Annotated in this window: 9 protein-coding genes; 3 read left to right on the forward strand and 6 right to left on the reverse strand. The window is 67.4% G+C overall.

Annotation, left to right across the window (positions count from 1 at the left end):
* The first annotated feature begins 155 nt into the window (after nt 1-155).
* From RTY46_RS18815 to mtnC, 3 genes are all read left to right on the forward strand, one after another.
* On the forward strand, nt 156-797 hold the full coding sequence (locus tag RTY46_RS18815; protein WP_108752962.1) for a methylthioribulose 1-phosphate dehydratase: 642 nt from the start codon (nt 156-158) through the stop codon (nt 795-797).
* 92 nt (nt 798-889) lie between these two features.
* Entirely contained in the window at nt 890-1,447 is a 558-nt protein-coding gene (locus RTY46_RS18820) for an acireductone dioxygenase (RefSeq protein ID WP_312710289.1), read from the forward strand.
* 3 nt (nt 1,448-1,450) lie between these two features.
* Nucleotides 1,451-2,146 (forward strand): acireductone synthase, encoded by a 696-nt coding sequence (gene mtnC / locus RTY46_RS18825; RefSeq protein ID WP_312710291.1) that lies wholly within the window; start codon nt 1,451-1,453, stop codon nt 2,144-2,146.
* A 217-nt stretch (nt 2,147-2,363) separates the two neighbouring features.
* Here mtnC and RTY46_RS18830 read toward each other — a convergent pair whose 3' ends face one another.
* The 6 genes from RTY46_RS18830 to RTY46_RS18855 all read right to left on the reverse strand — a co-directional run bounded on the left by RTY46_RS18830 (nt 2,364) and on the right by RTY46_RS18855 (nt 12,316).
* Nucleotides 2,364-4,982 (reverse strand): glycoside hydrolase family 2 protein, encoded by a 2,619-nt coding sequence (locus RTY46_RS18830; protein WP_312710293.1) that lies wholly within the window; start codon nt 4,980-4,982, stop codon nt 2,364-2,366.
* A 124-nt stretch (nt 4,983-5,106) separates the two neighbouring features.
* A complete protein-coding gene (locus RTY46_RS18835) occupies nt 5,107-6,348 on the reverse strand; it encodes an AGE family epimerase/isomerase (protein ID WP_312710295.1) in 1,242 nt (413 codons plus the stop codon).
* Entirely contained in the window at nt 6,345-7,340 is a 996-nt protein-coding gene (locus RTY46_RS18840; RefSeq protein ID WP_312710296.1) for a carbohydrate kinase, read from the reverse strand. Before RTY46_RS18840 ends, RTY46_RS18835 begins: the two co-directional genes overlap by 4 nt.
* A gap of 7 nt (nt 7,341-7,347) precedes the next feature.
* Nucleotides 7,348-8,661 carry an L-fucose:H+ symporter permease gene (gene fucP / locus RTY46_RS18845; RefSeq protein ID WP_312710299.1) on the reverse strand — a complete coding sequence of 438 codons (1,314 nt, stop codon included), beginning with the start codon at nt 8,659-8,661 and terminating at the stop codon, nt 7,348-7,350.
* Nucleotides 8,662-8,724: 63 nt separating this feature from the next.
* Nucleotides 8,725-9,774, reverse strand: a complete 1,050-nt coding sequence (locus RTY46_RS18850; RefSeq protein WP_108756064.1) for a LacI family DNA-binding transcriptional regulator — start codon at nt 9,772-9,774, stop codon at nt 8,725-8,727.
* Between the two features lie 97 nt (nt 9,775-9,871).
* Nucleotides 9,872-12,316: a GH92 family glycosyl hydrolase gene (locus RTY46_RS18855; RefSeq protein ID WP_312710301.1), complete on the reverse strand. Its 2,445-nt coding sequence runs from the start codon at nt 12,314-12,316 to the stop codon at nt 9,872-9,874.
* Nucleotides 12,317-12,637 lie beyond the last annotated feature (321 nt).

The following is a 12,637-nucleotide window of genomic DNA, read 5'->3' on the forward strand; positions in this document are numbered from 1 at the left end:
TGATCCCCCACCTGTCCAACTTCAGGGGGTCACTTCATGGAAGGGTTTACGGCGTCCCCTGCACAGCCCACCCGCCCGGCCAAACCGAGAAATCCAGCCCCACCGCCCAGCCACGAGGGGCTCAGCCGTTGGCCGAATCCAGTAAAATCACCCGCATGAACGCCCCCACCTTCCCCTACGACACCGCGCGCCTGAGCGAACTGGCCCAGCTGCTGATCGACAACGTCCGCGAACTGGCCCAGGCCGGCTGGACCCCGGCCACCAGCAGCAACTTCTCCCACCGCCTGGACGACCGCCACGCGGCGATCACCGTCTCGGGCAAGGACAAGGGCCGCCTGATCGAAGACGACATCATGGTGGTGGATTTCGACGGCCAGGCCGTCGGCCGCCCACTGCGCCCGTCCGCCGAAACCCTGCTGCACACCCAACTGTACCGCCGCTTTCCCGAGGTGGGCTGCGTGCTGCACACCCACTCCCCGGTGCAGACCATCGCCTCGCGCCTGTACGCGCCGCAGGGCCACATCCGGGTGGAAGGCTACGAACTGCTGAAGGCCTTCGCCGGCAACAGCACCCACGAAATGGCCATCGACATTCCGGTGTTCGCCAATACCCAGGACATGAACGTGCTGTCGGCACAGGTCGACGACCTGCTGGACCGCCAGCCGCTCTGGGGCTACCTGATCGACGGCCATGGCCTGTACGCCTGGGGCCGCGACATGGCCGAAGCGCGCCGCCACATGGAAGCCTTCGAGTTCCTGCTGCACTGCGAACTGGAGCTGCGCAAGCTGCGCGGCTGAACCATCGCGCACAGGCACATGCCCATTGGCCATCTGGCCACCGCCTGCACCCTGCTACCCTGTCTTTCCCCCGGAATGTTCAAGCTGCCGCCATGAGCCGACTGCGCATCTACGACGACACCCGCCCCGACTCGCCGCTGCTGGATACCCAGGACGGCGCGGTCATCGCTGCCGAACTGCACAAGATCGGCGTTACCTTCGAGCGCTGGCAGGCCACCGCGCCGGTTGCCCCCGGCGCCAGCCAGGATGAGGTGTTCGCCGCCTACCGCGCCGACATCGACCGCCTGGTGGCCGAGCGCGGCTTCAAGAGCGTGGACGTGGCCTCGATCGCCCCGGACAACCCGAACCGCGCCGAACTGCGCAAGAAGTTCCTCGACGAGCACTTCCACAAGGAAGACGAGGTGCGCTTCTTCGTCGCCGGCTCCGGCCTGTTCACCCTGCACGTGGGCGACAAGGTGTACGAGATCGAATGCGTGAAGGATGACCTGATCGCGGTGCCCGATGGCACCACGCACTGGTTCGACATGGGCGACGAGCCCAGCTTCGTGGCGATCCGTTTCTTCACCGAGCCGGATGGCTGGGTCGGTCATTTCACCGGCACCGACATCGCGCAGAAGTTCCCGCGTTACATTCCTACCCAGGCGTCCTGATCCATGCAGCCCCGCGTCATCCTGACCGATATCGAAGGCACCACCAGCAGCATTTCGTTCGTCAAGAACGTGCTGTTTCCCTACGCCCGCCAGGCCCTGCCGGCGTTCGTGGCCGAACACGGCCAGCAACCGGAGATCCGCCGCTGGCTGGATGCGGTGGCCACCGAAATCGGCGGCGCCTGCCAGGACAGCCTGGTGGTGGAAACGCTGCAGGGCTGGATCGACCAGGACCGCAAGCACACCGCGCTGAAGGCGCTGCAGGGCGTGATCTGGGATACCGGCTACCGCCGTGGCGACTACACCGCGCATTTCTACCCGGAAGTAGCGCCGGTCCTGAAGGGCTGGCACGCGGCCGGCCTGCCGCTGTACGTGTACTCGTCCGGCTCGGTGCCAGCGCAGAAGCTGTTCTTCGGCTTCAGCGACGCTGGCGATCTGAGCCCGCTGGTGTCGGGCTGGTTCGATACCGAAGTGGGCGGCAAGCGTGAGGCCGACAGCTACCGCCGCATCGTGCAGTCCATTGGCGTGCCGGCCAGCGAGATCCTGTTCCTGTCCGACGTGGTGGAAGAGCTGGACGCCGCGCGCGAGGCAGGGCTGCAGACCCGCCTGATCGATCGCCTGGACGATTACCCGCTGCCGCGTACCGGCCAGGCCGCCAACGGCCACGAGCGGGTCGAGAATTTCCAGCAGATCCAGCTGTAACTACAGAGGGTAGATGCCAACCTTGGTTGGCATGCGCCCGAAGCCCCCGGTAGATGCCAACCTTGGTTGGCATGCTCCGGGATGTGCCAACCAAGGTTGGCACCTACCAAAGCGGGATTCGTCTGCCCAACGGTGATCGGTAGATGCCAACCTTGGTTGGCATGCTCCTGGATGTGCCAACCAAGGTTGGCACCTACCCGAGCGGGGTATTCCGCCCTCAACGGTCGTTGAGGGTCTTCACCTGCAACGCGGCACGCAATGCGGCCAGATCCACCGGGCCGCGCACGGCGATGTCGCGCGTCTCGCCCGGTAGCAGGTCCAGCAGGTTGTCCTCTACCTGCACATCCAGCGCACCGAAGTCGATCCAGGCGGCCCGCACATACGCCTTGCTGTGCAGGCGCAGGCGGTAGTGATCGCCCTCGATCTCCAGCGTGGTCCGCAACGCCTGCCGCGGCAGTGCCTGGTCCTTGGCTTCAACGAAGCCCACCACCTGCCGCGCACTGACCTTGCCATCCTGCAGCAGTTCGAACACCGCCACGGTACGCGTCGGGTCGGCGCCCGCCAGCAATTCGGCATCACCGAAGTCGCCCACCGGGGTGACCCCGGCGGCATTCAGCGTCACCGCCGCATCGCGACGGCGCAGCACCTTGCCGTCCACGTCCATCACCCGCAGCCGCCAACGCGCGTCCACTGCAGCGCCATCGTTGATCAGGCGCACGCGGGTGCTGCCTTCGTCACGCAGGGCCGCCAGCGTGACCGGCGCGAAGAAACGACGCGCAGCGAAATGCAGTGCCTTCCAGCGCCCGAAGTAATCCACGCTGGACCACGATGCACCCGGCCAGACATCGTTGAGTTGCCAGTACAGCGAACCCATGGTGTACGGCCGCGAAGCGCGATGATGCAGTGCCGCCAGTGCAATGCCATCGGCCTGCATCACCTGGCTCAGGTAGACGAAGTCCGCGAAGTCCTTCGGCGTGCCGTAGCCCCGCTCGATGTACTGCAGCAGGCGGCTGTTGCCCTCGCCGGCCATGAACTTCTGGTGGGCGCGGATCACCGGGCTGTCGATGCGCTGTTCGGCGCGCGTGGCGATCTGGTCCACCGTTGCCAGCGACGGCCAGGCCTGCAGGCCGTACTCGGACATGAAGCGCGGCGTCTCGTGCAGGTACGCCTGCACCGGCAGCGCCGGATTGCCCCAGACCTGCCAGTAGTGCTTGTCGCCGCGGGTAGAGTCGTTGGCCTTGTGATCCAGATCGTTGCTGGGCGAACTGGACCAGTACGGCACGCCCAACCCTTCGTCGCCCACCACCAGGCGCAGGTCGTTGCCGAACAGATCCACATAGCCCTGCCAGACCCGCGCGGCGAACGCCGGATCGGCGGCTTTCAGGTCGCGTCCATGGCCCCAGTCCTTCCACGCCGTTTCTTCTTCGTTGTTGCCACACCACAGCACGATGCTGGGGTGGTGGCGCAGGCGCCGCACGTTGTCGCGCGCTTCGGCCACCACGCTGGCGCGGAATGCCGGATCGTAGCCGGGCTGCATGCCACCACCGAACATGAAATCCTGCCAGACCAGCAGGCCCAGTTCGTCGGCAATATCGAAGAACGCATCGTTTTCGTAGTAGCCGCCGCCCCAGTTGCGCAGCATGTTCATGTTGGCGTCGCGCGCGGCGGTCAGCACCTGGCGCAGGCGCGCCACATCCACCCGCGCCGGGAACGCATCGAACGGAATGACGTTGGCGCCCTTGGCGAAAATCTCCACGCCATTGATGACGAAGGCGAAACCCTGCCCGCCTTTTTCGTCGTTCTCGCGGCGCAGTTCCACCGTGCGCAGGCCGATGCGCTGCTCGCGCTGGAGTGTCGGGTCGCCGCCAGCGCCCAGCTGCGCGCGCACTGTGTAGCGGTCCTGCGCGCCCTGCCCCACCGGCCACCAGCGCCGCGGATCAGCCAGCTCAACCGGAATCTCCACGCTGTTCTGGCCGGGCTGCAACAGCACCGGGCGCTGCACCGTGGCCACAACGCGGCCGTCGGGATCACGCACTTCCACGTCCACCCTGGCCGAGCCGGCGGCACTGCCCTGCTCCACCTGCAGCAGCACGGCCAGCCGCGCCTGTTGCGTGTCCAAGGCATCGGTACGCACGGCCAGATCGGTCAGGCGGTGCGTGTCCCAGGCCTGCAGGTCGACGGCACGCCAGACACCGGCGGTCACGTAACGCGGGCCCCAGTCCCAGCCGAAATGGTACGCCGGCTTGCGTGCGAAATTGCCGACCATCGCGTCCTTGGGCTCATCACCGTAGGGCGAAGGATAGTTGCCGGCAATCTTGTGCGGCATCGCCTGTACGCCCGGCAGCAGGGTGCGTATGGGCGAACGGAATACGATCTGCAGTTCATTGCCGCGGGGCCGCAGCCGCCCTTCCACGCGTGCGCGCCAGGTGCGGTGCGCATTGTCGGCACGCAGCAGCGGCTTGCCGTTCAAGCGCACCTCGGCATAGGTATCCAGGCCGTCGAAACGCAGTTCGGCATGCGCCTTGGCCAGGGTCGCCGCGTCCACATCGAAGCGTGCGCGGTACTCCCAGGCGGCCAGGCCGATCCATTGCAGCTCGGCTTCCGGCGCGCCCACGTAGGGATCGCGGATCAGGCCATGGGCCAGCAGGTCGGTATGCACGCTGCCGGGTACGCGCGCCATGCGCCACTGCTGCAGGCCGGGGTGCGCGGCGCCCTGCGCATCGCCGGGCAGCATGCGGAATTCCCACTGCGCCGACAGTGGTGCGGCAAAAGCGGGGACGCTGCCAAGCGCGAACAGCAGCAGGAGCAGACGGACAGCGAGGGGAAGACGGTGCACGTGTGAGACTCCTGTTGTGTCCGCCGGGCGTGGCCCGGCGCTACCAGCCGCGTCCGCCGGGCATGGCCCGGCGCTACCCATGCAACCGTCCACGGAAGCGCCGGGCCATGCCCGGCGTGCGACGTCAGCGAACGACGTTCAGCACTTCGTAGCACGCGCCCATGGTGTGGTAATCCACCTTGCCGGCCGGGCTCTTTTCATTGCTGTACTTGCGGTTGTCGGCATCAAGGATGCGGAACCACGCGCCGTACTGGTGGTCGACGAAGTGTTCCCACGAATACGCCCACAGCCGGTCGTACCACTGCCAGTAGCGGTCATCGCCGGTGCGCTGGGCCATCAGTGCGGCCGTGGCCAGGGTTTCGGCCTGCACCCAGAAGTACTTGTCGTCGTCGCAGACGAAGCTGTCGCCGCCGATCGGCGCACCGTCCATGCCCGTCTGGCGCCGCGATTCCGGTGCGAAACCGTAGTACAGACCGCCACGCGATTCATCCCAGCTGCGCTCGACCGCCACATCGAACAGGTGCTGGGCAGTGGGCACCAGCCAATCGGCCTGCACGTGGCGGTCCAGGATCAGCAGCAGCTTGGCCCATTCGGTCTGGTGGCCGGGCTGGAACCCCCACGGACGGAACAGGTGCTTGGGATCGTCCAGGTTGTAGTTCCAGTCGATCTCCCAGTTCGTGTCGTAGTGTTCCCACACCAGCCCGCCGGCCTTGGCGGCCTGGCGCCGGGTCATGTTGTCGGCCAGCTGCAGTGCGCGCTGCACATAGCGCTGCTCGCCACTGGCCTCGAACGCGGCCAGCATCGCCTCGCACATGTGCATGTTGGCGTTCTGCCCGCGGTAGCCGGTGAAGTTCCACTGGCCGTCGGCTTCATCCTTGTAGAGACCGTGCCCGGCTTCCCAGAAGCGGGCTTCCAGCAGCTGCCAGGTTTCGTCCATCCACGCGCGGGCCTGTTCGACGCCGGCCTTCAGCGCGCAGCTGTAGGCCAGCAGCACGAACGCCACGCCGTAGCAGTGGTTCATATCGTCTTCGACCTGGCCATCGCGCAGCGTCCAGGCGTAGCCGCCGGTGGACGGGTTGCGATGCACCTCGCGCAGGTAGCGCACGCCATGTTCAACGGCCTCGCGGTACTCGGCATTGCCGAATTCGCGATAGGCCATGGCGTAGTTGAAGACGAAGCGGGTGCTGCTGACCAGGTGGCGGTGGCCGGCGTCATACACCGTGCCATCGTCCAGGAAGTAGTGGAAGAAGCCGCCGTTGGGATCGATGCAGCGCGGGTGGTAGAACGCCATCGTGTCGGCGATGTGCGCGCGCAGGAACTCGGCCGAGCGGAACTGGGGAACGAAGCGGGAGGCGGTCAGGGTCATGCGGAAAGTTCCTGGGTCTGCAGCAGCTGCTGCACTTCATCGAGCGAGGGCATGGCCGCGAAGGCGCCCTTGCGGGTGACCGCCAGCGCACCGACGGCCGCGCCGAAGCGCAGCGTTTCGGTGATCGCCTGCGGGTCCTGGCAGAAGGCGGCGAAGCCGGCGCCGGCACCGCCGCGCTCCAGCAGGCCCACCAGCACGCCGCCCACGAAGGCATCGCCGGCGGCGGTGGTATCCACCGTGGCCACGCGGAAACTGGTGACCTGGCCCTGCTGCTCGCGGGTGTACCAGCGCAGCGTGGCGGCACCGTCGGTCACGATCACCCAGCGGGCCTGTGCGGCCAGCAGCCGCTGCAGCACGACCTGGTCACCGTCGTCACCGTGTGGCGCGGCCAGGTAGTCCAGCTCTTCGCGCGACAGCTTCACCAGGTCGGCACGCTCCAGCGCCTGCCACAGGCGCGGGGTGGGATCGGTGCCGGCCGGCCACAGCGCCGGGCGCAGGTTCAGGTCAAGGCTGACCACCGCACCGGCCGCGCGCGCACGCTCCATGCCGGCGAAGGTTGCCGCGGCAATGTCCGCTTCGGTCAGGCTGTTGGAGCACACATGGAAGCAGGCGGCACTATCGAAGCAGGCACTCTGGAAATCGCTGTCACGGAACAGCAGGTCGGCCGCAGGCGGCCGATAGAAGCTGAAGCTGCGCTCGCCGTGCGCGTCCAGCGCCACGAACGCCAGCGCGGTCTTGGCCGCGTCGGTGCGCACGATGTAGTCGGTGCCCACGCGGTGCTCGGCCAGGCTGTCGGCCAGGAAGTCGCCGAACATGTCCCGGCCCAGCATGCCCACGAACTGGGTCTGCGCGCCCAGCCGGGCAGCGGCCACCGCCACATTGGCCGGCGCACCGCCGGCGTACTGCAGGAACGCGCGCGGGGTGTCGGCCGAGGCCGGCGGCTGCGCTAGTAGATCGATCAAAATTTCGCCGAAGCAGACAATGGCACCCATTTCCGACTCAGCCTCCCTGCGGGCCGACGGCCGGCGGGCGCGAGCCCACCAGACCGTAGAAGATGATGTAGACGTAGCAGACCACCGGCAGCACGAAGCTCAGGTGCAGGCCGATGCGATCGGCCAGCATGCCCTGCAGCAGCGGAATGATCGCGCCACCGACGATGGCCATGATCAGCAGGCTGGAGGCCTTGTTGGTCAGCGGCCCCAGACGTTCGATGGCCAGCGAGAAGATGGTCGGGAACATGATGGAATTGAACAGGCCGGTAGCCACGATGCCGTACAGCGCCACCTTGCCGCCCGAGCCCAGGGTGACCGCCAGCAGCACCACGTTGGCCAGCGCGAAGCCGGCCAGCAGGCGGCGCGGCGAGAACTTGGCCAGCAGCCAGGCACCGGCGAAGCGGCCGACCATCGCGCAGCCCCAGTAGGCCGACACGTAATGGGTGGCCTGCTGTTCGCTCATGCCGCCGATTTCCGGCAGCGCCAGGTAGTTCACCATCAGGCTGCCGATGGACACTTCGGCGCCCACGTAGAAGAAGATGGCCAGCACGCCGAACAGCACGTGCGGGTGCTTCAGCGCATCCAGCAGCGTGTGGTGGCTGGTGTCGGCCTGCTCGGTGGTTTCGGTCAGGCTGGGCAGGCGGAACAGGTAGACGAACACCGCCAGCAGCACCAGTGCGATCGCCAGGCCCACATACGGGCCCTGCACCGACTGCGCTTCGGCAGTACGGTAGGCCAGCTGCTCGGCCATCGGCATCGCCTTGATCTCATCCCCGCTCTTCACCGCGGTGCTCAGGATCAGGAAGCCGCCAAACAGCGGCGCCAGCGTGGTGCCCAGCGAGTTCAGTGCCTGCGCCAGAGTCAGGCGGCTGGAGGCGGTTTTTTCCGGACCCAGCAGCGCCACGTACGGGTTGGCCGCCACCTGCAGCACGGTGATGCCGGTGGCCAGCACGAACAGCGAGGCCAGGAAGGCGTCATAGGTGCGCAGCGCGGCCGACGGCCAGAAGCCCAGCGCGCCCACGCCGGCAATCAGCAGGCCGGCGATGATGCCCTTCTTGTAACCCAACCGTGCCACCAGCCGACCGGCCGGCACCGACATCAGGAAGTACGCGCCGAAGAACGTGAACTGCACCAGCATGGCGCGGGTGTAGTTCAGCTCGAACACCGCCTTCAGGTGCGGGATCAGCACATCGTTGAGGCTGGTCAGGAACCCCCACATGAAGAAGATGGTGGTGGCCACCCACAGGGCCGCGCGGGCATTCATCACCGGCGCCTGGCTGCTGTTGGATCCCGATGGACGGGGCGTTGCGGAAATCGGCATGCGGTTCGCGCCTCGATGCGCGTGTAGGTCGTTGGTACGTGGAAGGGAAAAGGAAGGAAAGACTCAGTTCGGCCGCGCGGCACTGCTCTCGCGCACGCGCAGCTGCACCGGAGCGACGGTGCGCCGCGGCGGTGCATCGGGATCATCCAGGCGTTGCAGCAGCAAGGCGGCGGCCTGCCGGCCGCGCTCGCGCGGGTCGGCGGTCAGGGTGGTCAGCGGCGGCACGGCCACCGATGCCTCGGAAATATCGTCGAAACCGGTCACCGCGAAATCGCCGCCAGGACGGATGCCGCGGGAATTCAAGCCCAGCATCAGGCCCAGCGCGACGGTGTCGTTGTAGCAGACCGCGGCACTGGGCCGATGGCCATCGGCGAACAGTTCGTCGGTACGCGCGGCTGCTTCCAGGCGGTTCGGCGCTGATTCGATCATCCAGCCCGGTGGCAGCACCAGGCCGGCCTCGGCCAGTGCCTGCTGGAAGCCGGCGCGGCGCTGGTGGCAGGAACTGGAATCGGCATGGCCGCCGAAGAAGGCGATCTGCTGGTGGCCGCGCTCGATCAGGTGGCGGGTGGCCAGGTAGGCGCCGTGCTGGTTGTCCAAGGTCAGGAAGTCCCAGTCGGCCCCTTCCAGTTCTCGGTTGAACAACAACACGTTGGCGTTGGCACCCAGCGCCTGCCGCAGCAGCGTGGCATCACTGCCCTCGGCCGGCGACAGGATCAGGCCCGCCGGGGTGTGCTCCATCAGCGTGGACAGCACCGCCTGCTGCCGCTGCGGCGATTCGCCCGTGCTGCCCAGCAGGGTGACATAGCCGCGCCCGCCCAGCGCCTCGTCCACGCCGGAGGCGAACTCGGCGAAGAACGGGTTGGACAGATCGTTGATGACCAGCGCGATGCTGCTGGAGGTCCGCCGACGCAGATTGGCCGCTGCGCGGTTGTAGACATAGCGCTGGCGCCGCAGTTCAGCTTCCACCTTGGCCCGCGTATCGACATTGACCAACGGACTGCCACGCAGCACCAGCGACACGGTGGCGCGCGAAACGCCGATCGCACGGGCGATGTCGGTCACCGTGACCGCCTTGCCGGAACGCTTGCTGGAAGTGCCGTCGTTGTCGTTCATCGCTGTACCGGGCTCCTCGGGAGGGTCAAGCCTAATGGATCGGAGGCCTTTCGTGCCGTGCCGTTCGCTGGTTGGCCGCGAACAGCACGACGATGGCTCAGCGCAGCACGCTGCCTGGTGCAGCGCACCACGACACCGGCAGATCCTTCACTGCCGTGCCCCAGCCCTGGGTCGGTGCCTGAGCGCCCAGCGCATACTGCAGGCGCGGGCCCTGCTGCAGCTGGTTCCAGTCCAGCCATACCGGCGCATGCGCACGGCCGTCCAGCTGCACACCCTGCACGTACTGCAGGCGGCGGCCGTCGGCGCCCGGCGCGTCGATGCGCAGGGTGCGGCCGTTGCCCATGTCCACTTCCACCTTGCTGAAGCGCGGGGTGTGCAGCAGGAACTGGCCGCTGCCCGGCACTGCCGGGTACATGCCGATGGCACTGAACAGGTACCAGGCCGACATCGTGCCCAGGTCGTCATTGCCGGTGACGCCGTTGGGCGCGTTGGTGAACAGCTGCTGCGCCGCGCGCAGCACGTTGGTGGTCTTCCACGGCTGGCCGATCAGCGTGTACAGCCACGGCGCGTGCAGGTCCGGTTCGTTGTTGGGGTTGTAGCGGAACTGGTTGTAGTAGCTGTACGGCCCCACCACCCATTCCTTGCGCGCGGCCGTCAGCGGATCGGCCTGCAGCGCATCCATCGCGAAGAAGGCATCCAGGCGGCGGCCGGCCTGCTCGCGGCCGTCCATTGCTTCCACCAGGCCCGGCACGTCCTGCTGCGCCAGCCACTGGTACTGCCATGCGGTGCCTTCGTGGAAGCCATGGTGCGAGCGCGGGCTGTAGTGGCCGTCGGCCGGGGTGTACCACTGGTTGTCTTCGGTACGCGGGCGCGGGAACCCGGTGAAGCCGGTTTCGGCGTCGCGCACCTGCGGGTCCCACACCTTGCGCCAGTTGCGGCCGCGCTCACGCAGCGTCGCCGAATCCTGCGCATGGCCCAGGCCATCGGCCATCTGCGAAAGCGCGCAGTCGGCCAGTGCGTATTCCAGCGTGGCCGAACCGCCGTGGTGCGGGTCGACGTCCATGCCCTTGGACGGGAAGGCGCGGTCGTAGACCACATAGCCCTTGTCCAGGTAGGTCGGGTTGCCCGAGCGGCCGGCCATCCGCGAATTCAACGGCGGCGTGCCGAAGGCATTGCGGCGCAGGGCGTCCCAGGCTTGCGATTCACGCCCCTTCAGCGCACCGAAACGCCACAGGTCGACCATGAACGGGGTGACCGGATCGCCGGTCATGATGTTGGTTTCGAAGTTGGCATAGCCCCAGCGCGGCAGCCAGCCGCCCTGCTCGTCGATGGCCAGCAGGGTGCGGCCGATATCACGCGCCACGTCCGGGCGGGTCAGCGCCAGCCACTGGTTCTGCGCGCGGTAGGTGTCCCACAGCGAGAAATACTCGTAGTAGGTCCAGCCATCGGCGCGGTGGATGCCATCGTCATAGCCGCGGTAGCGGCCGTCGGCATCGCTGCCGGTCAGCGGCTGCAGCAGCGCGTGGTACAGCGCGCTGTAGAACACGGTACGGTCATCGCCCGTGCCGCCCTGCACGCGCACCCGCGCCAGCTGCTCGCGCCAGTCCTGCTGCGAAAGCGCGCGCATGCGGTCGAAGCCGATCAGTGCACCGCCCTGCATGCCCTCGGCGCGCAGGTTGGTACGTGCGCCCTCGGCGTCCACGTGCGAGATCGCACTGACCGCAGTAACCGACTGGCCCTTGGCCAGATCGAAGGTGAGCCAGGCGCCGTTCGGCTTCTGCTCGCCTTCCATGCTGTGCCGCGCGTTGGGCAGGCCACCGGCTTCACCCCAGGTGCCGTGTGCCTTGAACGGGCGATCGAATTCAACCCGGAACCAGGTGGTGTACTGGTGGCCGCCGCAGAAGCTCTTGGTGACCAGCTTGCCTTCCACCACCCGATCGCCGACCACGTCCACCACGCTGCCGATGACCGAATGGCGCTCGTTGGCCTGGCCCACGTTCACCAGCACATGGCCATCGCCGCTGCGCTGGCTGAAGGTGTAGCGCTCGGCCGCGGCGCGGGTGCGCGCGGTGGCTTCGGCATCGATGCCGCCGTAGCTGGTCAGGCGCACCTTGTAGTAGCCGGCCTGGCCCACTTCACCGTCGTGGGTGTAGTTGGCGGCATAGGCCTTGTGGTCGAACTGTTTCGGGTTGGCGGTATCGAAATCACCGCCCGGCCCGATGCTGCCGGTGACCGGCAGGATGGAGACCTGGCCGCCCTGTTCCCAGCAACCGGCGCCGGACAGGAAGGAGTGGCCGAAGCCGCGGATCTTTTCGTCGTCGTAGCGCCAGCCCGAATAGTGGCTGCCGATCGGGCTGACCTGGATCAGGCCGAACGGCGCGGACGCGCCCGGGAAGGTATTGCCGTCATCCTTGCTGCCGATGAAGGTATTGACCTCGCGCTCGAGCGCAGCGGGTGCGGCCTGCAGCCACGGCGTGATGGCCAGGGCCAGCAGGCAGGCGGCGCGGGCCAGCGGCCGCGGGGACAGCGCCGGCAGGCGCAGGAGGGAACGACGGCGGGACAACCTGGTCACGGACAGGACTCCTTGGCGGCAGGGCGGCAGCGGGGGGCGGCCGCTGCGGCCGAACTCCCCGTTTCCATCGGTACAAATCCGCACCCCGGCGGATTTAGATCGATTGAAGTAGAACAGGGAGCGCCCGCCCATGCATTCTGCGCCGCAGCAAAAGAGGGGGTTTTCTTTTGCAGGGCTTGCAGCCCTGCACCTGCTGGGAGCCACGGCAACGGCAACGTCCACGTCAAAAGCGGGCTTTCCGTGGGATGGCGGGGCGGTGTGGGTGGGCAGGACACGCCGTAAACCCGTCCA

The sequence above is a fragment of the Stenotrophomonas sp. genome, assembly GCF_032056425.1.
Classification (GTDB): domain Bacteria; phylum Pseudomonadota; class Gammaproteobacteria; order Xanthomonadales; family Xanthomonadaceae; genus Stenotrophomonas.